This window comes from Kribbella sp. NPDC050241 (assembly GCF_044459685.1).
In the GTDB taxonomy this organism is placed as follows: domain Bacteria; phylum Actinomycetota; class Actinomycetes; order Propionibacteriales; family Kribbellaceae; genus Kribbella.
The window spans coordinates 60,662-86,166 of the sequence record NZ_JBITJE010000011.1; the positions used below are offsets into that span (position 1 = coordinate 60,662).

Below are 25,505 nucleotides of genomic sequence, written 5' to 3' on the forward strand. Positions count from 1 at the left end.
TGGCGTGATCACCGGGTTCGGGGGCGATGCCGAAATGAGGCTTCTTCGTTTACCGTGGCGGTGGGGGTGGTGGCGTGGGGGCGGACCAGTTGCGGATCAGTCTGCTCGGCGAGTTCACGGCGTCCTACGACGGCGCCGCGCTGGATCTGGGCGGGCGGCGGCAGCGCGCCGTACTCGCCGTGCTGGTCCTCGCACGCGGCGAGGTCGTCCCGGCCGAGCGGCTCGCGGACGCGGTCTGGGGAGAGCATTCGCCTGGCAACACAGCAGGCGCCCTGCAGTCCTATATCTCGCACTTGCGCCGCAGCTTGCAGCCGGGGTCACCGGCTCGCGCCCGGTCCGCGGTAGTCGTCCGCGAGGGTCCCGGGTACGCCGTACGACTCCCGTCCGACGCAGTCGACGCCTGGCGGTTCGAGAGCCTGCTGAAGAAGGTCACAAGCTCGCCTGCGGAGGCGGCGGCCGACCTGCAGGAGGCGCTCGCGCTGTGGCGCGGTCCGGCGCTGGTGGAGTACGCCGACGAGCCGTGGGCCGGCGCCGAGATCGCCCACCTTACCGAGCTGCGAGCCGTCGGCCGTGAACGCCTGCTCGCCGCCCGTCTCGATCTCGGGGAGGCGGCCCTCGTCGTTGGAGAGCTCGAGGGGATGGTCGACGAGGAGCCGCTGCGGGAGGAGCGGTGGCGGCTGCTCGCGCTCGGGCTGTACCGCGCCCATCGTCAGGCCGACGCCTTGGCTGCGCTGCGGCGGGCCCGCGAGACCCTCGCCGACGAACTCGGCGTCGACCCCGGCCCGGCTCTCCGCGAGCTGGAGGCGCAGGTACTCGCGCAGTCGCCCGGACTGATTCCTGCCAAGCAACCGCGGGATGAGACAGTGCGGGCAACGGCCACGGACGGCAACGGTCTCGTCGACCGGGACCGCGAGCTCGCCGCCCTCCGGTCGAAGCTGGACGGCCTCGCGGGCGGGCAGCCTGGTCTGCTCTTGTTCGAGGGCCCGGCCGGGATCGGAAAAACGCGCATGCTGGCCGAGGCGCGCAGGCTGGCGGCCGAGCGATCCGTGCGGGTGCTCTCGGCGCGCGGGAGCGCCCTGGAGAGTGCGTTCGCGTTCGGGGTCGTGCGCCAGCTGTTCGAGGCAGAACTCGGCGACCCAGCGCGTCGCGACGAGCTGCTGCGTGGTGCGGCGGCAGGAGCCGGGGCGGTGTTCGACATCGCCGACGGCAGCCGGGCCGAAGGCTTCGCCGTTCTGCACGGCTTGTACTGGCTGGCGGTCAACCTCACGACGGAGGGACCACTGGTGCTCGCTGTCGACGATGCGCAGTGGTGTGACGGCGCCTCGCTCCGCTTCCTGGCCTATCTGATGCGACGGCTCGCCTCGGTACCTGTACTGGTAGTCGCGACCCTGCGCACAGGCGAGCAACACGATCACGACGACCTGATCGCGGAGCTGGCGCTCGAACCCGAGGCGCTCGTCGTTCGGCCGGCGCCGCTGTCCACTGAAGCTACGGCGGAGCTGGTGGAGCGACGGCTCGGCGCACGACCCGCACCCTTGTTCGTCACCGCCTGCGAGCGGACAACCGCGGGGAATCCGTTCCTGCTCTGTCAGCTGCTCCAGGCTCTTGCGGCTGACGGAGTCCGGCCGGATGCCTCCCACGCCGACCGAGCCGTTGCGGTCGGGTCGCGGGCGGTGTCGAGCCGGGTCCTGCTGCAGCTCCGCAGGCTGCCACCAGACGTCGTGGTCGTCGCGAGGGCGGCCTCCGTCCTTGGAGACGGTGCCGCCCTGCCGGCGGTCGCGGCACTGGCCGGGGTCACGGAGGCCCGTACCGCGGAAGCGCTGGCCGTACTGGCGCGTGCCGAGATCGTCAGGGACGAGCAACCAGTGGCATTCGCGCACCCGCTCGTGCGGGACGCGGTGTACCAAGGGCAGTCGGCGGCCGAGCGGGAGCTCTGCCACGAGCGGGCCGCGTCAGTCCTGCGGTACGCGCGGACGAATGACGAACTGGTTGCGGCACACCTGCTGCTGGCGCCGCCCCGGGGTGACGAGAGCGTCGTGACACTGCTACGTACGGCAGCGCGCGGGGCTGCCGAGCGGGGGGCGTCCGAGAGCGCGGTGACCTACCTGCGCCGGGCACTCGCCGAGGTGCCGATGGGTTCGGGTCGAGGCGATGTAGTGCTCGAACTCGGGATGCGAGAAGCGCGAGTGGACGGGGCGGCAGCGGTTGAGCACCTGGTGCAGGCGTACCGGCTGCAGGACGACCCGCGCGTCCGCAGCGAGATCGCCATCGCGGCCGCCTCGACCCAAGTATTCGCGAGTCCGCCCGGAGTCGCGACGGCCTTCGCCCGGGAGGCTGCCGCGGCGCTCCCTGACGGACTGGCTGACCAGCACCAGGCGCTCATCGCCATCCAGCGCATCAGTGGGTTCATGCACAGCATCGGCGACGGCTGGCGGACACCCGCTCAGGAGCCAGAAGGGCAAGGACCGGGTGCGCGGATGCTGGCCGCCACGGTCGCGCTGGAAGCGGTTCTGGCCGGCAGAGACCGGGAACGCGCCATCGCGATGGCGCGATTCGCGCTCGACGGCGACCAGCTGATCGCCGTCGACGACGGGCTGTTCTGGGTCAATGCCGCCGCGGTCCGGATCCTGTCCGACGACGACATCGGCGACTTCTGGAGCCGGGCGCGCGCGGCCAGCCACGCGCGCGGGTCGTTGTTCGCGGCGCTGTCCACCAGTCTGTGGGAGGGGTTCTGGCAGTGGCGGCGCGGCGAGCTCCATGAGGCCCTCGCGTGTCTGCGGGCCGCGCTCGACCAGGATCGCCTCTGGGGAGGTACGCGGGTGGGCGAGCCCTTCGCCCGCGCCTTCCAGATCGGCTGCCATCTCGATCGGGGTGACCTCGAGGCCGCCCGCCGGGCGGCCGACACCTTCGCTGACAGTACGGCGTTCGGCGAGGGCGGTCGCGTCTACCAGCAGGCCGTGGCGCGCCTGCTCGTCGCCGAGGGCCGCTGCGAGGAAGCCCTTCTCGTGCTCGGCAATCCTCACCCGGCCATCGATGGGATCGCCATCGTCAATCCGGCCTGGAACCCGTGGCGGTCCATCAAGGCCGCGGCCTTGTCAGGGCTCGGACGTACGTCGGAAGCGATCGAGACAGCCGAGGAGGAACTGGCTCTGCTTCGGGTCTGGGGCGCACCGAGCTACCTCGGTAGGGCACTGTCCATGCTGGGCGAGTTCCGTGGTCGCGCGGGCCTCGACAACCTCGTGGAGGCGGTGGATCTGCTGTCCTCGACGACCGCCGCGGTCGACCTCGCCCGAGCACAATGCGCGCTCGGCAGCCACCCGGACGTGGGCGGCGAGGATGCGATCGCGCTGCTGGAAGCTGCGGGCCGGACGGCGGAGCAGCGAGGCGCTCGCCAGGTTCGCGAGCGGGCACTGACTGAGCTCAAGCGGCGCGGGCGCCGGATCGAGCCCCGCACCGACGAAGTGCCTCGGTTGTCGCGGACCGACCGGCAGATCCTCGACCTGACCGCAGCCGGTCTGGACGTTCACGAAGTCGCGCAGCGGCTGTTCGTCACACCGGGGACCGTTCGGGACGTACTGGACGGGTCCGGCGTCACAGCTGAGCTCGGCAGCTCAAGAATCTCTCAAGTCGGACGAGCGACCATGACGCACGACCAGAACGGGAGCCTCCAGTGACGGTGCAGCAGAGTCTCCGGGCCGCGAGCCTTCGCGGGCTCTGCGGCGGCGCCGTGCAGCTTCCCGGCGACCCGGCGTACGACATGGCGCGCGCACCGTGGAACCTGGTGGTCTCCGACCATCCCGCGGCAGTCGCCTATCCCGCGTTCCCCGAGGAGGTCGCCGAGGTCGTCCGCGCCGCCCAGGCCGCCGGCCTGTCGGTCGCGCCGCAGGGCACCGGCCACGGCGCTCCGGCCCTGGGCGGCAGGCTGGCCGACGCGGTACTGCTGCGCACCTCCGCGATGACCGAACTGAGCATCGATGCCGAGAACCGGATCGCCCGCGTCGGCGCCGGCGTGCTGTGGGGTGATGTGGCGGTGGCGGCCGGGAGGCACGGACTCGCCACGCTGCATCCGTCGTCTCCCGACGTCGGCGTAGTCGGCTACTCGCTCGGTGGTGGGATCGGTTGGTACGCCCGGCGACTCGGTCTCCAGTGCAACTCTGTCACGGCTGTCGAAGTCGTCCTTGCCGACGGCACCTTCGTACGAGCGACCGCCGACAGCGACGCTGATCTGTTCTGGGCCCTCCGGGGTGGCGGTACGCCGCTCGGCGTCGTCTGCTCGCTCGAGTTCGAACTCCAGCCGATCCGGACTGTCGTCGCCGGTTTCCTCGCGTGGGACGGGACGGCTGCCGATCACGTGCTGCCCGGGTGGGTGGAGTGGTGCGCGGACGCCCCCGAGCAGGTGACGTCGTCGTTCCGCCTCGTCGACGTACCGGACCGGGACTCGGTGCCGGCCGACGTCCGGGGCCGCCGGCTGGCGATCATCGACGGTGCCGTGCTGGGCGACGACGCGTTCGCGGACGACGTACTGGCGCCATTGCGCGCACTCGCTCCGGAACTCGACACGGTCGCCCGGGTACCGGCCGCCGACCTGGTCAGGCTGCACCTCGAGCCTGAGGAGCCGACCCCCGCGTACGCGAGCAGCACCCTGGTGTCCGAGCTTCCCGAGGCGGCGATCGCCGCGGTCATCGAGAATGCCGGTCCGCGTTCCGACAGCAACCTCACGGTGGCCGAGTTGCGCCAGCTCGGCGGCGCGCTGTCCCGGCCGGACCCGGATGGCGGCATCCTGTCGTCCCTCGACGGGGCGTTTCTGGCACTGGGTGTCGGGCTGGGATTCGAACCCGACGACTGGCCGCGGCAGCGCGCCGACGCAGAGCGGTTCCTGGCCGCGGTCGCACCCTGGTCGACCGGAAGCACTTATCTTCCGATGCTCGACGACAGCAGCGACACGCGCAAAGCCTTCCCGCCGGACGTCCACGCGCAGCTGACCGCGGTCCGGCGCAAGGTCGATCCGCAGGGGCTCTTCATGGCGCCGCATCAGACTTGAGCCGGCGCCTCAAGCCGGTCACAAGTCGTCGTCAAGTGCTTCGCGACACCGTCGGTCCGTCATCACAACAACGACAGACCGAACAGGAGAAGTTCGATGACGATCGCTCTCGACCGCGCCACTATCCGGCACCACGACTCCCTCCAGGAGCTTCGCAGTCGCCTGACCGGCGAGGTCTACACACCCGACGACGAGCAGTACGCCGCGCTGTCCACACCGTGGCTCCTCGCCGTCCCTATGCAGCCGGCTGCGGTTGTCGCCGTACGCACTGCCGAGGACGTGGTCGCCACCGTCCGCTTCGCTCGGCAGCACGGCTTCACCGTCGGCGTACAAGCCACCGGCCACGGGGCCGACAGCTCGTACGCCGGACACCTGCTCGTGGTGACCAAAGGCCTGGACGAGGTCACGGTGCACCCCGAGGGCTGGGCTCGCGTCGGAGCCGGCGTCAAGTGGCTTCCGGTGATCGAGGCGGCCGCGCCGTACGGGCTGGCCCCGCTCAACGGGTCCACCAGCGACGTCGGCGTGGTCGGATACACGACCGGTGGCGGCGTCGGTCCGATGGCCCGCACGTACGGTCTCGCCGCGGACAAGGTGCGCGCGTTCGAGGTCGTCACGGGAGACGGCGAGTTCCGCCGCGTCACCCCGACCGAGCACCCCGACCTGTTCTTCGCCCTGCGAGGCGGCAAGGGTGCGACCGCGATCGTGACGGCGGTGGAGTTCGACCTCGTGCACCTGCCGACGTTCTACGGCGGCCCGGTGTACTTCGACGGTGCCGACGCGGCGCGGGTCATCGACCGGTGGCGTGATTGGTCGGGGTCGCTTCCCGAGCAGGCGACGACGTCGTTCGTGCTCTTCCAGCTCCCCGATGCCCCCGAGCTCGGCGTACCGCCGGCGCTGGCGGGCCGCATGACCCTCGGCATCCGGTTCCTCTGGACCGGCGCCGCGGACGAGGGCCGCGAGTTGCTGGATCAGATCCGCGCCGTCGCTCCGGTGATCCTCGACGATGCTGACCTGAAGCCGTACACGGCCGTCGACTCGGTCCACGCCGACCCGGTCGATCCGATGCCCGTTGTCGACCCGGCCATGCTGCTCACCGAGTTCACCGACGTGACTGCGAAGCGCCTGCTCGATGTGGCCGGCTACGACTCCGGGTCACCCCAGCTGATGGTCGAGGTCCGTCAGTTGGGTGGCGCCTACGCCCGGGAAGCCGAGCACCCGAACGCCTTCTCGCACCGCGCCGCCGGCTTCAGCGTGCTCGCCGTCGGCATCGCGGAAGACCCCCGCATCCTACCGCACTGGGACCGCCTCTACGCGGCGTTGTCCGAATGGGACACCGGCGGTGTCTGGCCGAACTTCGGACCCCCGCACGACGCCCGGACGGCCCGTCGCGCGTACGACGAGGAGACACTTCGGCGAATCGCCGAGGTGAGCCGGAAGTACGACCCGGACGGTGTCCTGCAGATCGGTGAGTACGCCCGCTCGATCGCCGGCTGACATCTGCACAGCCTGAAGCCCGCGCGGCGGCCCCAACCACCGCGCGGGCCGAAAGGCCGCCGCCTCCTGGCACCGAGCGAGGTTCTGCTGGTGGTAGTTCCGTGGACACGTACCAGCGGCGTGGCGCTGTAGACCGGGCAATCCTCCTCCAGGCCATCGGCGAACACATATACGCCAGCAGCCTTGGTTCGTTCGATCTGTGTGATGTCTCGAAGTGACCGCACGCGCAGGGTGGACTGTGACGCCGGACCCGCCGTTCCAGCAGACCTTCTAAGGAGAAGCCATGTCGGACCTCGCTGCATCAGACACGCCCGTTCTCGACCTCCTGGAGCGCATGACCGTCGATTCGGTGGCCACCTCGAGCCTCGACGTGCAATCCATCGCGCTTGTCAGACTCGCCGCGCTGGTGGCCAGCGACGCACCTGCCGCGTCGTACGCCCTGAACCTGACCGTCGATGCCGAGGTCGGCCTCGACGCCGACGACGTACGCGGTGTCCTCGCCGCGATCGCACCCATCGTCGGAACCTCTCGAGTCGCGGCGGCCACAGGCCGCATCGCGCTGGCGCTCCGGGTCGCCATCGAAGTGGCGTCGGCAGACCTGGAAGCCGACCTGGACACGAGCGAGTAAGCACACTCACGCCGAGCGACCTGATGACTGACCAACCGATCCCTGCACGCGAGGCCCGCCAGACGGACGTGGGTTTGCGGCGGCTGGCCACGATTACGGTCGCGACAACGCTCATCGTGTGGTGGCCGGCGTTCACCCTTGGTGTGTACCGGGTGATCTTCTTCGAACAGATCCTTGCACTCTGGGCGGCGGCAACAGCGGCGTTCATCGTCGCCGTACTGCTGCTCGGACGACGGGCCCAACCCGCCGTCTACTCGCTTCTGCTCCCGACGGCCTGGATTCTGCTGACGTTGCTGACCCCCGCCGACACCACCAACCCTGGCCACGACGTCCTGTTCTGGCTCGGCGTGGTCGTCACGCTCGCGGGGTTCCCCGCGATGGTCGCGCTCGTCCTCATCATGGTCGTTCCGGGCGTGGAGTCTGTACGTCGCCCACGCGACAATATCGTGGCGATCGGAGCGATCACGCTGGTCGTCGTACTGTCCTTCACGCTGGGCACCCAGCATCCCCATCTACTGACCTGTGAAGACTTCAAGATCAGCGGCAACGACCAGCCCGCCAACTGTACTCAAGGAATCGGCGTCAGCGTCCCCTGACCGGACAACCACGCCCGGACTGGGTCCGGGACTGGCGGGCGTCGAACAGGCGCAGACCCACCACCGGACAACTGCGTGAAATCGGTGGCGACACTATCCGTGTCACGTGCTCAAGTTGCCAACGGCAACCGCGCCTCCTGATCGACGCTGCTGCACAGTCGGCGGCCATCGTCTGCGGGGAGCAAAGTACCCGTGGTGCCTACGAGGCGCAGGCGCCACGTGGCATGCTGCGTCGGTGGTCTTGTATCTGCACCGTGCCGAGCGCACAGACGTGCTCGCCGACGGGCTGGGTGACTTGCTCGCCGCTCCTCTGGCCGATCCATTCGCCGAGGAACTGGTGGTGGTGCCGGCCAAGGGCGTAGAGCGGTGGCTCTCCCAGCGACTCGCACACCGTTTGGGCGCTGCCACGGGGCGAGGCGACGGAGTGTGCGCCGGGGTCCGATTTGCGACACCGCGCTCGCTGGTGTCCGCGGTGCTGGGCCTCGCAGACGACGACCCCTGGGCCGCGGAGGCGATGGCCTGGCCGCTGCTGGCGGTGCTCGACGATTCTCTCGACGAGGTCTGGTGCGAGCCTGTCGCGCGACACCTCGGCCATTTCGACACCGGAGCCGAAGCCGAGTTGCGCCAGGGACGCAGGTACGCCGTCGCAGCGCGGTTGGCTCGGCTCTTCGCGACATACGCCGTCCAACGGCCGATCCTCCTCGCTGACTGGAGCGAAGGTCGCGACACCGACGGTCGCGGAGTGCCGATCGACGATGACCTGAACTGGCAACCCGAGCTCTGGCGGCGACTGATCGGCCGTATCGATGCACAGCCACCGAACACTCGCCACGCCGACACGCTCGGCCGGCTCCGGGATCAGCCAGAGTCCTTCGATCTACCGGAACGCCTCTCACTGTTCGGACACACTCGACTGCCGCTCACGGAGATCGAGCTGCTCTCCGCGCTGACCGAACACCGCGACATACACCTCTGGCTCCCCCACCCCAGCGGCGCTCTCTGGGATCGGCTGAGGAGAGCGGGTTCTACCGCGGGCGACCGAGCCGCCGACACAAGCCATCAGGAGGCCGACAACCCGCTGCTCGCCACCCTCGGGCGGGACAGTCGCGAGCTGCAGTTGGCCCTCGCCGCAGCGCCGGCCGTTGATTGCGACCTACCGTCACCACCAGCGCCCGACACACTTCTCGGCTGGCTTCAGCACGACCTGCGCGGCAACACCGTCGCCGCTGACGGCCGCCACCTCTCCCCCGACGACCACAGCGTGCAGGTACACGCCTGCCACGGCACTGCCCGGCAGGTCGACGTACTGCGCGAGGTGCTGCTCGGGAAGCTCCAGGCAGACCCGACGCTCGAGCCGCGCGACATTCTCGTCATGTGCCCCGACATCGAGACCTACGCGCCGTTGATCAGCGCCCGCTTCGGCCTCGGGGAGGTCGACAACGACGGCCACCCGGCGCATCGCCTCCGAGTCCAACTGGCTGACCGGTCACTCACCCAGACGAATCCCCTGCTCGGCGTCGCCGCTCAACTCCTCGACCTCGCCGGCAGCAGAGCGACGGCGAGCCAGGTGCTCGACCTCGCCGAGACCGAGCCGGTACGCCGCCGCTTCCGGTTCACCGACGACGACATCGACATCGCCACCGCCTGGGCCCGCGAATCAGGCGTGCGGTGGGCGTTCGACCAGGACCACCGCGACCCGTTCGGCTTGGCCGGCTACCCGCAGAACACCTGGCGCTTCGGCCTTGATCGAGTACTCGCGGGCGTCACGATGTCGGCCGACGCGCACGCGTGGATCGACACGACATTGCCGCTCGACGACGTGGGCAGCACTCGCATCGAGCTGGCCGGCCGGTTCGCCGAGTACGTCGATCGGTTGCTGGCGGCAACTGATCGGCTCAGCGGCACCCGGCCTCTCGCGGACTGGCTGGACGCGCTCCGCGAGGGGATCGACCAGCTGACCCGGGTCGGTCGCGACGACGGCTGGCAGGTCGGCCAGGTCCATCGCGAGTTCGCCGAGGTCGCGGCCGAGGCCGGTCCCCTGGCCGCGACCTCGCTGACGTTGCCGGACGTCCGAGCCCTGTTGTCGACCCATCTGGCCGGGCGGCCGACCCGCGCGAACTTCCGGACCGGCACGCTGACCGTCTGCACGATGGTGCCGATGCGCTCGGTGCCACACCGGGTGGTCTGCCTGCTGGGCCTCGACGACGGTGTGTTTCCACGCTTCGGGCTCGCTGACGGAGACGACGTACTGGCCAGGTCACCGATCACCGGGGAGCGCGACGTTCGCAGCGAAGACCGCCAACTCATGCTCGACGCGATCCTCGCCGCGACCGAGTCGTTGGTGATCACCTACACCGGCGCCAACGAGTACTCCGGTCAGCCACGGCCGCCCGCCGTGCCGCTGGGTGAGCTGCTCGATGTCCTCGACCGCACCACCGAGTCGGAGGTTCGGCAAGCTGTCGTGGTGAAGCACCCGCTCCAGCCCTTCGATCGGAAGAACTTGGAGGCTGGTCGTCTTGGTACGCCGGGGCCCTTCACGTTCGATCCGACCGCTTTGGTCGCGGCGCGGGCCGCGGCGGGTTCCCGGCCGCCACGCCCTGAGTTCATCACAGGGCAGTTGACACTACCGGCGGATGACGATGTCGCGTTGTCAGATCTCCTGGCGTTCTTCCGCGATCCGGTGAAGGGGTACTTCCGGGCACTCGACCTGACCCTGCCGTGGGAGGTCGACGGCGTCTCCGACGTGATGCCGGTGGAGATCGACAACCTGCAGAAGTGGTCGGTCGGCGACCGGATGCTCCGCGACATGCTCGCAGGCATCCACCCCGACGCGGCCCTCCAAGCAGAGTGGCGACGGGGCGTACTCCCACCGGGACGGCTGGGCTGGCGGACCGCGACCGAGATCCGTGACATCGCTCGAGGTCTCGCGATCAGTGCGTACCCGCATCGGCAGACGACTCCACAGGCGTTCGATGTAGACGTCGACCTCGGCGGCGGCCGGCGCCTCACCGGGACAGTTCCAGGCGTGTATGCCTACCGGCTCGTCTCGGTCAGCTACTCGCGGCTCGACGCCAAGCAACTGTTGACCTCCTGGATTCAACTGCTCGCGCTGTCCGCCGATGACGAAGACCACAACTGGACGGGTCTGGCCATCGGCCGCCCGCGCAGCGGTCGCAACCCCGCGACTCGATTGTTCGGGCCGGTCGGGCCGCTCGGCCGCGACCTGCTCGCCGACCTGGTCGCGGTCTACGACGCCGGTCGCCGCGAACCGTTGCCGCTACCGCTCAAGACCTCGTTCGCCTGGTGCCAGGCGCGCCGAACGGACGACGACCCGATCGTCGCTGCCGGGCGTCGGTGGCGCCCCGCGAACTATGACGGCGAGAACACTGATCCCGCACACGTCCGCGTCTGGGGACCCAACACACAGCTCAAGGTTCTTCTCGAGCCGGCTCGGCCCGGTGAGGAACGGCCGGGCGAGCCGACCCGGCTCGGCGCCTATGCGAAACGGGTCTGGGAACCGATGCTGCGCTTCGAGCAAGGGGCGCCGTGATGGAACCCTTCGACCTCCTCGGTCCACTGCCGACGGGCACCACTGTGCTGGAGGCAAGCGCCGGCACCGGCAAGACATACGCCCTCGCCGGCCTGGTCACCCGCTACGTCGCAGAGGGCGCCGTCCGTCTGGACGAGATGCTGCTGATCACCTTCGGCCGCGCCGCCAGCCAGGAGCTTCGTGAACGCGTCCGCTCCCAGTTGCTCGAAGCCGAACGTGCCCTTGCGGATCCGGACCGCTGGCGCGACGATCCCGGTCTGCTCGGTCACCTCGTCGACGGCAGCGCGGCCGACGTCGCCGTACGACACAGCCGGCTTCGGGACGCGCTGGCTAACTTCGACGCCGCCACCATCGCGACGACCCACCAGTTCTGCCAGCTCGTACTGCGTTCGCTCGGCGTTGCCGGTGACACCGACGCCGGCGTCACCTTGGTCGACGACCTCGGAGAGCTTGTCGCCGAGGTCGTCGACGACCTGTACCTCAATCGCTTCGGAGGTTCCGCGGAGCAACCGCCCATCACCCGCTCCACGGCCCTGGAGCTCGCCCTCAAGGTCGTCGGAAACCCTCACACCCGGCTGGTGCCCGAGCAGTACGACGAATCCTCGCCGGCGGGGATCCGCGTCGAGTTCGCGAAGGCCGTCGTGGCCGAGCTGGAGCGCCGCAAACGCCGCCTCGGCATCCTCGGGTACGACGACCTGCTGACCCGGTTGGCCACCGCGCTGGAGGATCCCCACGCCCCCGCCCGCCGGCGGATGCAGCGCCGCTGGTCGGTGGTGATGGTCGACGAGTTCCAGGACACCGATCCGGTGCAGTGGAGGGTGATCGACGCCGCCTTCAACGGTCAGAGCACGTTGGTGCTGATCGGCGACCCCAAGCAGGCGATCTATGCGTTCCGCGGTGGCGACATCGCGACGTACCTCGCGGCGGCGGAGACCGCGGGTCAGCGGCGCACTCTCGGTATCAACTGGCGCAGCGACCAGCCGCTGGTCGATTGCCTACAAGTGGTGCTCGGCGGCGCCCGGCTCGGCCACTCGGACATCGTCGTCCACCAGGTCAGTGCCCATCACCCAGGAAGTCGGCTGACCGGCGCACCGTCCGACGCGCCAGTCCGGCTGAGGGTCGTGCGACGGGAGCAGTTCGGATCGGCGACGCGCAAGAGCATCCCCATGGACGACCTGCGCGACCACATCGCTCGCGACCTCGCCTCCGACATCGGTCAACTTCTCGCGGCCGGCGCGACGTACGACGAACGGCCACTCCGGGCCGGTGACATCGCGGTGATCGTCGAGGCACACAAGGACGCGCGGGCCTGCCGGGAGGCACTCGCACAGGCCGGCATTCCCGCGGTCTACTCCGGCGATCTCGACATCTTCTCGTCGCAGGCCGCCCAGGACTGGCTGTGCCTGCTCGAGGCCTTCGAGCAACCGCACCGATCCGGCTTGGTCCGGGCCGCTGCGACGACGATGTTCTTCGGGGAGACCGCGGCCACTCTGCAGGCCGGTGGGGACGATCTCACCGACCGGATCGGCCAAACCCTGCGCCGGTGGGCCGACCACCTCCGCACCCGTGGTGTGGCCGCCGTGTTCGAAGCCGCCCAGGTGAAGGGGATGGCGCAACGAGTACTTGCCTGGCGCGGCGGCGAACGCGATATGACCGACCTCGCGCACCTCGCCGAACTGCTGCACGAGACCGCGCACCGCGAGGGGTTCGGACTGCCCGCGCTCCTCGACTGGCTGCGCGAAGAGTGCTCCGGCAAGGGGCGTACGACGGAGCGAACCCGCCGGCTCGACAGCGACGCCGCGGCGGTGCAGATCATGACGGTGTGGCTGAGTAAGGGCTTGCAGTACCCCGTCGTCTACCTGCCGTTCGGGTTCAACCGGCACATCTTCGACGATGACGACCTGCTCCTCTTCCACGAGAACGGCGTCCGCAGTCTCGATATCGGCGGCAAGAACCGCACCGGCTACCACGCCAACGAGAAACTCTGGCGGACCGAGGTCGCCGGTGACGACATCCGGCTCACGTACGTCGCGCTGACCCGCGCCCAGTCACAGGTGGTGGCCTGGTGGGCGCCGTCCTGGGACGAGGTCAACGGCGGAATCTCCCGCCTCCTGCGCGGTCGTAAGCAGGGCGAACCGGTCGTGCCCGACAGCCTGGACAGGGCATCGTCCGACGACGACGTGCTGACCTGGCTGCGCCGTTGGCAGCAGGCCGGCGGCCCGGCCGTCGAGGAGTCGGTGATCGCCGAGCATGCCCAGCCCCCGGGCGAGGACTTGCCCGGCGGGCTCGCAGTGGGGACTTTCTCCCGCGAGGTCGACCTCGCCTGGCGCCGTACGTCGTACTCCGGGCTGATCCGGGCGGCCGACCAGCAGGTGGGCGGTGTAGTCAGCGAACAGGAGGAGAGCCAACTCGAGGACGAGTCGGTGGATCCAGTACCGACACAGGAGAACCCGCCGGCCGATGCGCTGCCGTCACCGATGGACGGACTGCCGGTCGGGGCGACGTTCGGGTCGCTGGTGCATGCAGTGCTCGAGGAGGCCGACCCGCACGCGCCCGATCTGCAGGCCGAACTGGCGGCACAGGTCCGCGACCAGTTGCGGCTCTGGCGCGTCGATGTGACACCCGATGCCCTGGCCACGGCGATGCTGCCGCTGCACACCACGCCGCTCGGTCCGCTCGTTCCTGGGCTGACCCTCGGCGGCCTCGGCCGCGCCGACCGGCTCCGCGAACTCGACTTCGAGATCCCCTTGGCGGGAGGCGATCACGCGGTTGCCGGCGACGTACGGCTGGCCGAGTTGGCGCCACTGCTACGCACCCATCTGCCGGCCGACGACCCGCTCCGCGCGTACGCCGACCGACTCGAACAACCGCTGCTCGGCCGGCAGAGTCTGCGTGGCTATCTCACCGGATCGATCGACGTCGTCCTGCGTGTCCCCCACGGTGACAGCCACCGATTCGTCGTGGTCGACTACAAGACCAACCGGCTCGGCGACCCCGAGCAGCCTGCTACGTCGGCGGAGTACGGACCAGCTCAGCTGAGCGCCGCGATGCTGCACTCCGACTATCCCTTGCAGGCGATGCTCTATTCGGTCGTGCTGCACCGATACCTCCGCTGGCGGCTGCCGGCGTACAACCCCGAGGTGCATCTCGGTGGGGTCATCTATCTCTACCTGCGCGGCATGTGCGGTCCGGAGACGCCTCTCGTTGATGGGCATTCGGCCGGGGTGTTCAGCTGGCCGTTGCCGGCGGCGCTCGTACTGGCCCTGTCCGACCTGCTCGATGGGAGGACCGCATGACCGCGACCGTCGACGAGTTCGATCCGGCCTTTGCGCTCGCCGCTACCGGGATCTTGCGCGATTTCAACCAGGCCGGCGTGATCCTGGCCGCCGACGTCCATGTCGCGTCCCGTCTGACGACCATGCTGAACGAAACCAACGAGTCAGTGGCACTCGCGTGTGCGCTGGCAGCGCGAGCCGTCCGGGCCGGATCCATCTGCCTCGACCTCACCGAGGTCCGCAACGAAGTCGGCGATGACGGCAACGATCTGGCCTGGCCCGTCCTGGACGAATGGCTCGCGGCAATCGCGGCCAGCCCCCTGCTCGCCACTCCACATCCACTGCGCCTCGAGGGCGCACGGCTGTACTTCGATCGCTACTGGCGCGAAGAGGAGCAGGTCGAGCAGGACCTTCGGCGCCGCGCCGCTCAGCCGGCGCCACCGATCGCCAATGAAGCTGCACTGGTCGCAGGGCTCGACCGGCTCTTCCCAGGTAGTTCGTACGACGAACAGCGGACCGCTGCACAGACCGCAGCCCGGCAATGGACGACAGTTCTCACCGGTGGCCCTGGCACCGGCAAGACCACCACCGTCGCCGGCCTGCTGGCTCTGCTCGCGGAGCAGGCGGAGATCGCCGGGGAGCGCCGCCCGTGGATCGCGCTGACGGCACCAACCGGCAAGGCCGCGGCCCGGCTCGAAGAGGCAGTACGGCGGGAGATGTCCGACCGCCTTTCCGAACAGGACACCGAGAGGCTGGGCGACTTCCACGCCCGCACCCTGCACATGCTCCTCGGCCGGCGCCCCGACTCGTCCACCCGGTTCCGCCATGACCGAGACAACCGGCTGCCGCACGACATCATCGTCGTCGACGAGACCTCGATGGTCTCGCTGACGATGATGGCGCGCTTGCTGGAGGCGGTGCGACCGGAGGCCCGGCTCGTACTGGTTGGCGACCCCGACCAGCTCGCGTCCATCGAAGCCGGCGCGGTACTCGCCGACCTCGTCGACGGGCTGGTCGCCGGCGGACACATCGAAGGAGCCGAACTACGCACCTCGCACCGCTTCGGCAGCGAGATCGGTGAGCTGGCTCTGGCCGTGCGCGAAGACCGGCCCGAGGACGTCCTTGCCGTACTCCGCAGCAGCGGCGAACGGGTCCACTTCGTCGAGGACGACGACCCACGCGAGAGCCTGCGGTCCGCGCTGCTTCCCGACGTACTCGCGATCCGGACCGCCGCCGAAGCCGGCGACGCCGACGCCGCACTGGCCGCGCTCGACCGGCACCGCCTACTCTGCGCGCATCGGGAAGGGCCGTGGGGTGTCGACCACTGGAACCGAACCATCGAGCGATGGATCACCGAAGAAACCGAGGACCCACTCTGGGACACCTGGTACGTCGGCCGACCGGTTCTGGTGACCGCCAACGACTACGCCTTGGGCATCTACAACGGCGACGTGGGAGTGACAATCCGACGCCCCGATGGCTCCCTACGAGTCTGCATCGACAGCTCCCGCGGCCGTCTCGACTTCGCCCCCAGCAGACTCGGCAACATCGAAACGCTGCACGCGATGACCATCCACAAAGCCCAGGGCAGCCAGGCCGCCGAAGTCACCGTCCTGATGCCAGGCGAAGAGTCCCGGCTACTCACTCGCGAACTCTTCTACACAGCCATAACCCGTGCCCAAGACCGACTACGCGTCGTCGGGAACGAAACTTCCGTACGCCTGGCCATGGGCCACCGAGCACTACGCGCAACCGGCCTCCGCCAACGCCTGATCGGCGGACCTCGACCAGCGTGAGCCGCGTACCTCATGCCCCGTGCGCCCGCTCGCACAGGGAATCAGTTGCCGTCAGCAATCGCACGATCGCACTCGGGGCTCAGCGCGAGAGGATCAGTGCAGTGCGACCGAGAGCAGTAGGACGGACGATTCCAGGGCTTCGACGTCATGGCGCTGAGGCGGCACCGCGACCAGATCACCTGGACCGAGCTCGACCTCCGCGTCACCCGCACGGACCCGGACACGGCCACGTAGGCAGAGCAGCGAGGCATCCCCGGGACTCTTGTGCTCGCCCATCACCCGACCTGCGGCAAGCGCCGTGAGCGTCTGCCGGAGACGGGCACCAGGCCTGCTGTAGACCGTGACCGAGCTGCGCCCACTCTCGGCCGACACTGCCTTGGCAAGCCGCTCGGCAGCCAAATCGTCGATCGACGAGACATCCATCCGTCGATGATCGCACGGCGAGCCTGAACGCCGGTGCACAAGGTCACGGCCGGCGAGCACAGGTCAGCAGACACTCGCCAGGTGCGGGTGCAGGAGCAGAGTCATCACCGTCGGGACAGCGGCGCACGCCGATGTGCGACACCTGGTCGATAACGCGAACATCGACCCAGGGGGCTCGGCATCAGCGTGTCGCCGGTCCCGACGAGATCAGTTCGCAAGTTCTGGGTACAGACGATCACGACGAGTCATTCAGCCGGGCGAGAAAGGCGACACCGATGGCGATCAACGCGGTACTGGCGGTGATACCGGTCGGGCAATTCGACACAGCATGCGACTGGTACGCGTCGTTCTTCGGACGTCCAGCCGATCAGCGACCGATGGACTCCCTGGCCGAATGGCATCTGATCGACGCCGGCATCGTTCAGGTCTTCCACGATCCAGGCAAGGCCGGCCGTACGACGGTCAATTTCCTCGTCGACGACCTGGACGAGCGAGTGGGCCGGCTGACCGCGACGGACATCGCCACCGCCGATCCTCTGGTAGTGGCGAGCGGCCGCCAGCGACTCGTCACGTGCACCGACCCCGAGGGAAACCAACTCGGCCTCCTCGAGACCACCTGACCCCCGCCGGATGGCGCATCCGCCGCGGCCTGCCGAGGACCACCATGGATCCTGCGCGACCCCGGCTCGCGACAGATCTGGCTGCCTGCACTTGCGTTCTTCGCACCGAGATGAGCGGACTAAGGTGGGCCAATGGACAAGCAGACCGCTCAGGACTGGCTCGACCAGTACGTCGAGGCGTGGATGTCCTACGATCCGAGCGACATTTCAAAGCTGTTCAGCGAGAACGTCGCGTACCGCTACCACCCGTATGACGAGCCGATCGCCGGTCGGGACGCGGTCGTCGCATCCTGGCTCGGACAGAGCGCGTCGGGCGGCGCCTCCACCCGCGACGCGCCCGGCACCTACGAGGCCGAGTACTCTCCGGTCGCGGTCGACGATGACGCCGTGGTGGCCACCGGCACTTCGCGGTACCGCGAAGTGCCTGACGGACCCATCGTCCGCACCTACGAGAACTGCTTCATCATGCGCTTCGACGGCGAAGGACGCTGCCGTGAGTTCACCGAGTACTACGTCCGCCGCCCCTGAACGGTACGGGCAACGACCGCTCGGCAACTCGGTGAACAAGGTGGCGACTACCTCAGCTCCTCGGGCTCGGCAGTGTCCAGGTCTCTCGAGATGTCGTCGAGCTGGTCGACGTACGTCTCCAACTGTTCTCGCCCGGAAATCAGCGGTTACCACATTGCGGTGGCCAGTTCCGCGCGGATAGCGTCCTCGTCGACCGGCTGGCCCTTCTCGTTCTGCGTGACGATGTTCGCGAGGAACCCAACGTATCCCGGCACCATCAGTACGTCCGCGGGAATGCTGACGGCGGGCAGGCCCAGACGGCTGCCAATGGCCTCGGCGATCTCGCGGAGCGGGATGGCCCCGTCCCCAACTGCGTGCCAATACTTGCCAGCCGACCCCTTCTCCAGCGCCAAGCGGAACAGGGAGGCGACGTCGCGGGTGTGCACGGCGTTCCACAGGTTCGCGCCGTCTCCGGGGTAGCCGACGACGCCCTGTTCCACAGGTTCGCGCCGTCTCCGGGGTAGCCGACGACGCCCTTCTCCTTCGCGAGCGCGATCAGCTGCGCGAGGAAGCCCGCACGATCGGTCGTGCTGTGCGCGATGTTGGCAATCCGCATGACCGAAGACCGCACTCCCCGCTCGGCGAGGCCGACTACGGCGGTTTCCACGACGTTACGAACCCGGAGTTTGCCCTTGTACTCATCGCCGCTGGGAATGGCCGGGTCCTGCTCGGTGGCCGGCCGGCCCAGGTTCCCGAGCGAGCCAATGCTCCCCCCGCGACCAGCGGCTTTCCGGTTTCCGCGAGTGCCTCGCCGTACGCGAGCATGATCGGGAGCTCCGCGGCGGCTACGGCGTCGATCCCGCCGGACGGAAGCAGGTCTTGCGTGTATGCGACGTGGATGACCCCGTCGGAGTCCGCGGCCGCTTCCCTCAGCCCGTCGAGATCCTCGAGGTCGCCGCGACGCACCTTCGCGCCGAGCGCAGACAGCGCGCTCAGCTAAGAAGGCTGACACCGAGGGAGAAGTCGAAGTTCCCGACGCCGTGGCCTGCCAGGCCCATCATCAGCAGGCCCGCGCCTTCCAGCCAGTGCGCCATTTTCAGGCCGCCGACGTCCAGCGGGCGCCGCCCGAGACTCTCGATGAATGCCGCCACATCAGCCTTGGCCTGCGCATCGTCGCCGGCGATGAAGACGTCGGGCCGACCCTTCTCCAGGACGTTGCGGAAGATGGTGTTGAAGGCCTTCACCACGCTGGCGCTGGCCGGCGCCACCTTGGCGACTTCCTGCGCGATCGAGGTCTCCTCGCTGTGAGCCAGTCCGTCGAACGTGGCGTTGAAGGGGTTGCTGATGTCGACGATGACTTTGCCCGCGAGTGCGTCTCCGTATTCGGCGACGACCGGAACGACACCGTCGTACAACAGGGCCGTGATGACGATGTCCCCGGCCGGGACGGCGCCCCACTTGCCCGTCGTCGCGCCGCCGCCCAGAGCCTTGGCCAGGTCGTCGGCCTTGGACTGATCGCGTCCCATGACCTCGACGGTGTTGCCGCCCGCCACCGCGAGCGTGCCGATGGTACGGGCCATGTTCCCCGTACCGATGAGGGTGATGCTGTTCATGAGGTGCGCTCTCTTCCTGGGGTGTTGTGGTTCAGATGGCGGTGGTGCCGCCGTCGGTGACCAGTTCCAGGCCGTTGACGTAGCTGGAGTCGTCGGAGGCGAGGAACAGGGCCACGGTGGCGATTTCTTCGGGACGGCCCATCGCTCCGCGGGGGATGAGGGACTCGAATGCGGCCTTGGTTGCCTCGTCGAACAGTTCTTCCTGTTTGGCGGTGGCAACCTGGCCGGGGGTCAGGACGTTGACCCGGATCTTGCGGTCGCGGAGTTCGTTGAGCCAGACGCGGGCCCAGGCCTGCTGGACGGCTTTGCTTCCCGCGTAGAGGCTCCAGCCGGGGAAGGCGCCGAGGGAGGCGTTGGATCCGGTCATCAAGATCGAGCCGTTGTCGTTCATCAGCGGCAGTGCCTTCTGCACGGTGAACAGGGTGCCGCGTGCGTTCAGCCAGAAGGCGCGGTGGAACTGTTCCTCGGTGATCTCGCCGAGGACGGCGGGTTCGCCCATCCCGGCGCTGGCCCACAGCACATCGATCGAGCCCTTCTCCCGCTTGACGGCGTCGTACAAGCGGTCCAGGTCGTCCAGTTCGGCCGCGTCACCCTGGACCGCGGTGACGTTGCGGCCGATCAGCTTGACGGCGTCGTCCAGTGCTTCCTGCCGCCGGGCCTGGATGAAGACGTGCGCTCCTTCCTCGACGAACAGTTTGGCGCCGGCCAGTGCCATTCCGGTGGATCCGCCGGTGATCACCGCTACCTTTCCATCGAGCTTTGCCACGATCACTCCGCAGAATTGATGGGTATCTGCAACAATTCGGTTCTTATATTCGCGCCAACGAAAAAGGTTCCTTATACCGAATTCGCTCCCGCCCCATTAACGATGCCATTGGCTTGAGTGGGTGTCCAAGACCTCTTTCAGCCGTGGCGATACCCTGGAGGCATCGCCGGACCGGGAGGCTCCATGGATCTGGACCTGCGCAAGTTGCGCTACTTCGTCACCGTCGCCGACAGGCTGCACTTCGGCCGCGCCGCCGATGAGCTGCACATCGCGCAGCCGGTGCTCAGTCGGCAGATCCGGGCTCTGGAACAGGATCTCGGCGCCTCGCTGTTCATCAGGGACAGCCACGGCGTAGCGCTGACCGACGCGGGCCGACAACTGCTGGACGACGCCGGTCCGCTGCTCGCCTCCGCACACGCGGTCCGCCGCCGGGTGTCCGTGGCCGCCCGCGGCAGCCGGCGGCTGGCGGTCGGCTTCCGGACCGGCATCCCGGTCATCCCGGCGGCCCGAGCGTTCGAGGCCCGACATCCGGACGTGGTCGTGGACGTGCAGCGGATCGAATGGGACGACCAGGCCCTGATGCTGCTCGACGGCCGCATCGACATCGGCTATGTGCGGCTGCCCATCGACGAGACCGGCCTGCGCGTGACCCCGCTGTACACCGAGCCGCTCATGGTGGTGCTGCCCGCAGGCCACCGGTTGGCCGGCAAGGAGGAGGTCACCGAGGCCGACCTGGCCGGTGAACCGCTGGTATGGCATGGCGACCCGAGCACGCAGCCCACCAGGCGCCCGCACCCCGACTCCGGGCTCCGGGTGCGCGGCGTGGAGGAGAAGCTCGAGCACGTCGCAGCCGGCCGGGGCATCTCGTTCGTGGGGCGTTCGGAGACAGTGTTCTACTCACGTCCGGACATCAGCTACGTCCCCATCCCGGAACTCGCGCCCGACCAGGTGTGCCTCGCGATGGCGGCATCGCGCACCTCGCCGCTGGCCGACGACTTCTTCGCCGCGGCGCAAGCGACGGCCGAGATCACGGCAGAATGTGGGCAGTAGTCAGAGCTTCATGACGCCCGCGCTGTAGGTGAGGATCTGGTTGACTACCGATTCCGTCAGAGCGTCGGCTTGCCTGGCTGGTAGAGCCAGGTGTGGAAGAACGTGCCGAGGTCGCGGTGGGTCAGCCGCTCGACGAACCGGATGAAAGTCTGCGTCGAGACATTGCCGTGCCGGTAGGTCGTCGGCCACTGCTTGAGCACCTGGAAGAAGGCGCGGTCGCCGATCTTCAGGCGGAGCGCCTGCAACGTCATCGCGCCGCGGTTGTAGACCAGGTCGTCGAAGATGTGATCCCGCCCGGGGTCCGCCACCGCGCCACTCCAGTCCTTCTCGTCGGCGTAAGCCTCCGCAAAGCTCTGTTCCACCGGGATGCCATTGAACTTTTCCTGGTAGAGCCACTCCGAGTAGCTGGCGAAGCCTTCGTTCAGCCAGATGTCCGACCACCGCACCGGAGTGAGACTGTCGCCGAACCACTGGTGTCCGAGTTCGTGGGCGAGCAGGTCACCGTCGACACGGCCGGTGCGCTGGTCGTACACCGGTCGGCTCTGCGTCTCCAGGGCGTAGTCGACGCCTTTCACTGGCGAGGTTTTGGTCGCTTGGTCGGGATGGCGGTGAGTGGATCCTCCGGCCACGGATGGCGGGGGTAGCGGGCTCGCAGGTCGGCTCGGACCTGGGGATAGCCCTGCTTCCAGAAAGAGGCGAGGTCGCTCGTGATCGCGACCGGGCGCCGTGCGGGCGACAGTAGGTGCAGAACGACCGGGACACGACCGTCCGCGACGACTGGAGTCGCCGTCCAGCCGAATACCTCCTGCAGCTTCACGGCGAGGACCGGTGGCTCGGCACCGTCGTACGCGAGTCGCACCTCGGAGCCCGATGGGACCTGGAGCCGTTCCGGTGCGAGTTCGCCGAACCGGGCTGCTGCGGGCCATGGCAGTAGTCGCCGGAGCGCCGAAGCCACGTCGATGTGGGCGAGATCGCGCGAGCCTCGCACCGCGGCGAGGTCGGTACCCAGCCATTCGTCAAGATCGGCCAGCAGTGCTTCGTCGTCGACCGCGGGCCACGGGGATCCGAGGTGGGCATGGCAGAACGCGAGCCGCTCCCGCAAGGCGAGTGCGGCCTCCGACCAGCGCAGTACGGACAGACCGCTGTGCCGGACACCGTCGCGGACGGCCGCCTGGACGAGCAGCCGGTCGGGCTTTGCCAGCGGGACGTCGTTGAGCACGATCGCGCCGAGTGCCTCGACGCGCCGCGTCACGATCCGGCCGTCGTCCCAACGGATCTGGTCGGTGGTCGAGACGAGGTCGCCGGCGATGTCTCGCGCGGTCTGCTCATCGATCGGCGCCGCGGAACGGATCCTGGCGTCGGCGCGACCGGGTGCCCGGTCAGCAGCCGCGATGGCCAGCCAGGTCGTGGTCCGCAGCGGCGACTGCGGATCCAGCGCGGCGCCGGTACCACCAGACATCTGGTACGTCGCCAGGCCGGCCCCCCGGGCCCGCGCAATCCGATCCGGATACGCCAGCCCCACCACAACCCCCACCGCAAGATCATCCGGTAGTACGCGAGTCCCCCCACCAACCGCCGGCCGCACTCGATCGCCACCCAACGGGTCGCCGGTCGCGCCTCGGCCGAGGCGCTTCGTTTCTTCTCGCCAGCGGGCCGTGGCTCCGCGGTCCTCGCCACGGCGGAGGGCTCGCCAGCGGGCCGGTAGATCATCGCCGAAGTCGCGGCCGGAGTCGTCCGAGAGCATCGCGACGACCTCGCGCGCCCGGTCGGCGCCGACCCGCGGCGTCCCGTCCAGCAACGCACGAGCCAACCGGGGATGCGCCCCGATCGCCGCCATCCGCCGTCCCCGTTCGGTGATCCGGCCGTTGTCGTCAACCGCATCGAGGCGGCGCAGTAATTCGGTGGCCGCGGTCATCGCCACCACCGGCGGCGCCTCGAGCATCGTGAGACCGTCACCGGCAGGCGCACCCCACGCCGCGAGGTCGAGGGCGAAGCCTGCCAGATCGGCGATCGCGATCTCCGGCGCCGGGTGATCGTCGAGATGCGAGTGGTCGGTGGCAGACCAGCACCGATAGACCCGGCCAGGCGCCTCCCGTCCGGCGCGACCCGCTCGCTGGTCGGCCGACGATCTCGAAACCCGGCAGGTGACCAACGTACCGAGGCCACGCGATTGATCGGTCCGCGGCTCCCGGGCAAGACCCGAGTCGACCACAACCCTGACTCCAGGCACCGTCAGCGAACTCTCCGCGACCGACGTCGTGACCACGATCCGACGAGTGGCGGCCGGCGTCAACGCGCGGTCCTGTTCAGCCCTGGACTGGCGACCGAACAAGGGCAGAACATTCTGACCGGCCAAGCGGCGAGTCACACCGTTGATCTCGGCCTCCCCCGGGACGAACACGAGGATGTCGCCGTCGCTCTCGGTCAGTGCACGCCGGACGACGGCCGCGATGTGATCCAGCAGTCGCGGGTCGACCCGCCCACCGGGAAGCAGCGGCACGGGGACCGGCGGTGGGACCCACTCGATCGCCACGTCGAACAGCGCCGCGGACGCGGTGATCACTGGCGCCGGAGTGTCGGTGCCCAATGCGCGACTCAGCCTGTTCGTGTCCGCCGTGGCCGAGGTCGCAACGATCGCCAGGTCTTCCCGAAGATTCGCCCGGATGTCGACGCAGAACGCGAGCAGCAGATCGGCATCGAGGTGTCGCTCGTGGCACTCGTCGATCACAATCGCGGCGACACCCGGCAACTCCGGGTTCTGCTGCAGACGACGTACCAGGAGCCCGGTCGTCACCACCTCGACACGGAGTCCTTTGCCGCCGCTGCGTTCGCCGCGCATCGCGTAGCCGATCCGCTGCCCGAGCGGTTCGCCGACCAGCGTCGCCAGCCGGGTCGCAGCCGCGCGGGTAGCCATCCTCCGCGGCTCGGCGACGATGACCGTGCCCCCGAGCGCGTCGCCCAGCGCAAGCGGCAACAGCGAGGTCTTCCCCGATCCGGGCGGCGCAACCAACACCGCAGTACCGCGCGAACGCACCGCATCGACCGTGGCAGGCAAAACCGCCCGGACAGGCAGATCCGCCCCCGGCACCGACGACTCAGGCAGCAACACGCCCCGACGCTAACCGACCAATGCGGCAGAATCCCTCACCTACCCGCAAGCGGATTCACCGCGTCCCCGCCAAGCCCGACCTCCTCAAGCGAGGCCACACCTCCGCTTCCGAACTCAGAACCGCGTCGAGCAACCCCTGGGCGCGAGGTTCAACGGTCAGACCAGGGATGAGTTGATGGATCAGTCCGCTGCGAGAGCCGCGAGAGATGATGGGACGATGAGTGCATCGCCGAACGGTTGGCCTGTCGTGCTCCTTCACGGGTGGCCCGTCACAGAGACGCACTGGCAAGGTCTGCTGCCACTCCTGCGTCGGAGCGGTTTCGCGTCGGTTCCGGTCGCCCTGCCAGGGCTCGGCAGGCCGGCGGGGAGCGCACCTAGTTTCAGGAAGAGCGACCTTGCCGACTGCCTCGGCGACGATCTCAGCAAGCGCGGGCTCACCCGTTTCTCGCTGGTAGGCCATGATTGGGGTGGCACGGTCGCGTTTCTCCTGGCCGCTGCAATGCCCCGGGCGGTGAGCGCGATCGTGGTCGAAGAGGAGATCCTCCCCGGAATCGACATCGACATCCCCGCACCAGGCGCTGAGCACTACCCGTCCTGGCATGGCCCGTTCAACCGCGCACCCGGCCTCGCCGAGCAGCTCGTCCCGGGACGGGAAGACGCCTACTACGGGACCTTCCTCCGGCAGAGCGCCGGCCCGCCAGGGCTCGCCCCGGAGACAGTCCGCTCCTACATCGATGCCTACACGACGGACGATGCTCTGGAAGCCGGGCTCGGCTACTACCGATCTCGGGCCGACGACATCGCCGACGTTCAGCGACTCCGAGAGAATCCGATCCACACGCCCGTGCTCGCGATCGGAGGACGCTACGCGATGGGCTCCGCCGTCGCGGACGGCCTCCGCGGGCTCTCAACCAACGTGACCGGCCTCATCCTGGAACGATCCGGCCACTACCCCGCCGAACAAGAACCCGAACCCGCAGCCCGAGCCATCATCGAGTTCCTCCAGCGACACCGCGATCAGCCACCCCATTAGAGCC

18 protein-coding genes are annotated in these 25,505 nt (G+C 68.9%); 12 read left to right on the forward strand and 6 right to left on the reverse strand.

The genetic code is table 11. The annotated features are described in order from the left end of the window. Positions 1-74 precede the first annotated feature (74 nt). From ACIBG5_RS35765 to recD, 8 genes are all read left to right on the forward strand, one after another. Positions 75-3,674, forward strand: a complete 3,600-nt coding sequence (locus tag ACIBG5_RS35765) for a BTAD domain-containing putative transcriptional regulator (protein WP_396395999.1) — start codon at positions 75-77, stop codon at positions 3,672-3,674. Continuing rightward, positions 3,671-5,041 carry an FAD-binding oxidoreductase gene (locus ACIBG5_RS35770; protein WP_396396001.1) on the forward strand — a complete coding sequence of 457 codons (1,371 nt, stop codon included), beginning with the start codon at positions 3,671-3,673 and terminating at the stop codon, positions 5,039-5,041. The genes ACIBG5_RS35765 and ACIBG5_RS35770 overlap by 4 nt, the downstream gene beginning before the upstream one ends. Positions 5,042-5,137: 96 nt before the next feature. Then, a complete protein-coding gene (locus ACIBG5_RS35775) occupies positions 5,138-6,535 on the forward strand; it encodes an FAD-binding oxidoreductase (RefSeq protein WP_396396003.1) in 1,398 nt (465 codons plus the stop codon). A 283-nt stretch (positions 6,536-6,818) separates the two neighbouring features. Next, positions 6,819-7,163, forward strand: coding sequence for a carboxymuconolactone decarboxylase family protein (locus tag ACIBG5_RS35780; RefSeq protein ID WP_396396005.1), 345 nt, complete (start codon positions 6,819-6,821; stop codon positions 7,161-7,163). Positions 7,164-7,186: 23 nt separating this feature from the next. Then, on the forward strand, positions 7,187-7,759 hold the full coding sequence (locus tag ACIBG5_RS35785) for a hypothetical protein (RefSeq protein WP_396396006.1): 573 nt from the start codon (positions 7,187-7,189) through the stop codon (positions 7,757-7,759). A gap of 235 nt (positions 7,760-7,994) precedes the next feature. Next, positions 7,995-11,309 (forward strand): exodeoxyribonuclease V subunit gamma, encoded by a 3,315-nt coding sequence (recC, locus tag ACIBG5_RS35790; RefSeq protein ID WP_396396008.1) that lies wholly within the window; start codon positions 7,995-7,997, stop codon positions 11,307-11,309. After that, positions 11,309-14,605, forward strand: a complete 3,297-nt coding sequence (locus ACIBG5_RS35795; protein WP_396396009.1) for a UvrD-helicase domain-containing protein — start codon at positions 11,309-11,311, stop codon at positions 14,603-14,605. Before recC ends, ACIBG5_RS35795 begins: the two co-directional genes overlap by 1 nt. Beyond that, a complete protein-coding gene (gene recD / locus ACIBG5_RS35800; protein WP_396396010.1) occupies positions 14,602-16,380 on the forward strand; it encodes an exodeoxyribonuclease V subunit alpha in 1,779 nt (592 codons plus the stop codon). The genes ACIBG5_RS35795 and recD overlap by 4 nt, the downstream gene beginning before the upstream one ends. A 93-nt stretch (positions 16,381-16,473) precedes the next feature. Here recD and ACIBG5_RS35805 read toward each other — a convergent pair whose 3' ends face one another. After that, the gene (locus ACIBG5_RS35805; RefSeq protein ID WP_396396012.1) at positions 16,474-16,803 is read right to left on the reverse strand and encodes a cupin domain-containing protein; all 330 of its coding nucleotides are present in this window, start codon (positions 16,801-16,803) and stop codon (positions 16,474-16,476) included. Between the two features lie 275 nt (positions 16,804-17,078). Here ACIBG5_RS35805 and ACIBG5_RS35810 point away from each other — a divergent pair, with 275 nt between their 5' ends. After that, entirely contained in the window at positions 17,079-17,423 is a 345-nt protein-coding gene (locus ACIBG5_RS35810; protein WP_329476690.1) for a VOC family protein, read from the forward strand. Between the two features lie 132 nt (positions 17,424-17,555). Then, positions 17,556-17,951 carry a nuclear transport factor 2 family protein gene (locus ACIBG5_RS35815; protein WP_396396014.1) on the forward strand — a complete coding sequence of 132 codons (396 nt, stop codon included), beginning with the start codon at positions 17,556-17,558 and terminating at the stop codon, positions 17,949-17,951. A gap of 146 nt (positions 17,952-18,097) precedes the next feature. On the opposite strand, the gene ACIBG5_RS35820 is transcribed toward ACIBG5_RS35815, so the two are convergent. The 3 genes from ACIBG5_RS35820 to ACIBG5_RS35830 all read right to left on the reverse strand — a co-directional run bounded on the left by ACIBG5_RS35820 (position 18,098) and on the right by ACIBG5_RS35830 (position 20,309). Further along, a complete protein-coding gene (locus ACIBG5_RS35820) occupies positions 18,098-18,430 on the reverse strand; it encodes a hypothetical protein (protein WP_396396016.1) in 333 nt (110 codons plus the stop codon). Between the two features lie 492 nt (positions 18,431-18,922). Then, on the reverse strand, positions 18,923-19,543 hold the full coding sequence (locus ACIBG5_RS35825; RefSeq protein ID WP_396396018.1) for an NADPH-dependent F420 reductase: 621 nt from the start codon (positions 19,541-19,543) through the stop codon (positions 18,923-18,925). Positions 19,544-19,574: 31 nt separating this feature from the next. Next, a complete protein-coding gene (locus ACIBG5_RS35830) occupies positions 19,575-20,309 on the reverse strand; it encodes an SDR family NAD(P)-dependent oxidoreductase (protein WP_396396020.1) in 735 nt (244 codons plus the stop codon). Between the two features lie 183 nt (positions 20,310-20,492). Here ACIBG5_RS35830 and ACIBG5_RS35835 point away from each other — a divergent pair, with 183 nt between their 5' ends. Then, positions 20,493-21,359, forward strand: a complete 867-nt coding sequence (locus ACIBG5_RS35835) for a LysR family transcriptional regulator (RefSeq protein WP_396396021.1) — start codon at positions 20,493-20,495, stop codon at positions 21,357-21,359. A 56-nt stretch (positions 21,360-21,415) separates the two neighbouring features. Here the strand turns inward: ACIBG5_RS35835 and ACIBG5_RS35840 are convergent, their stop codons facing one another. Together ACIBG5_RS35840 and hrpB are read right to left on the reverse strand one after the other, a co-directional pair. Further along, positions 21,416-21,934, reverse strand: coding sequence for a M1 family aminopeptidase (locus tag ACIBG5_RS35840; RefSeq protein ID WP_396396023.1), 519 nt, complete (start codon positions 21,932-21,934; stop codon positions 21,416-21,418). Further along, complete coding sequence (gene hrpB / locus ACIBG5_RS35845; protein WP_396396025.1) at positions 21,931-24,468, reverse strand: ATP-dependent helicase HrpB; 2,538 nt, start codon at positions 24,466-24,468, stop codon at positions 21,931-21,933. Before hrpB ends, ACIBG5_RS35840 begins: the two co-directional genes overlap by 4 nt. Positions 24,469-24,685: 217 nt before the next feature. Between hrpB and ACIBG5_RS35850 the strand changes: the two genes are divergently transcribed. Continuing rightward, complete coding sequence (locus ACIBG5_RS35850; protein WP_396396027.1) at positions 24,686-25,501, forward strand: alpha/beta fold hydrolase; 816 nt, start codon at positions 24,686-24,688, stop codon at positions 25,499-25,501. Positions 25,502-25,505 lie beyond the last annotated feature (4 nt).

Excerpts from the sequence above, each read along its gene's own strand:
- ACIBG5_RS35775 (WP_396396003.1), top strand. The coding sequence starts at position 5,138 with ATGACGATCGCTCTCGACCGCGCCACTATCCGGCACCACGACTCCCTC.
- ACIBG5_RS35780 (WP_396396005.1), top strand. The coding sequence starts at position 6,819 with ATGTCGGACCTCGCTGCATCAGACACGCCCGTTCTCGACCTCCTGGAG.
- ACIBG5_RS35785 (WP_396396006.1), top strand. The coding sequence starts at position 7,187 with ATGACTGACCAACCGATCCCTGCACGCGAGGCCCGCCAGACGGACGTG.
- ACIBG5_RS35795 (WP_396396009.1), top strand. The coding sequence starts at position 11,309 with ATGGAACCCTTCGACCTCCTCGGTCCACTGCCGACGGGCACCACTGTG.
- recD (WP_396396010.1), top strand. The coding sequence starts at position 14,602 with ATGACCGCGACCGTCGACGAGTTCGATCCGGCCTTTGCGCTCGCCGCT.
- ACIBG5_RS35805 (WP_396396012.1), bottom strand. The coding sequence starts at position 16,803 with ATGGATGTCTCGTCGATCGACGATTTGGCTGCCGAGCGGCTTGCCAAG.
- ACIBG5_RS35810 (WP_329476690.1), top strand. The coding sequence starts at position 17,079 with ATGGCGATCAACGCGGTACTGGCGGTGATACCGGTCGGGCAATTCGAC.
- ACIBG5_RS35815 (WP_396396014.1), top strand. The coding sequence starts at position 17,556 with ATGGACAAGCAGACCGCTCAGGACTGGCTCGACCAGTACGTCGAGGCG.
- ACIBG5_RS35825 (WP_396396018.1), bottom strand. The coding sequence starts at position 19,543 with ATGAACAGCATCACCCTCATCGGTACGGGGAACATGGCCCGTACCATC.
- ACIBG5_RS35835 (WP_396396021.1), top strand. The coding sequence starts at position 20,493 with ATGGATCTGGACCTGCGCAAGTTGCGCTACTTCGTCACCGTCGCCGAC.
- ACIBG5_RS35850 (WP_396396027.1), top strand. The coding sequence starts at position 24,686 with ATGAGTGCATCGCCGAACGGTTGGCCTGTCGTGCTCCTTCACGGGTGG.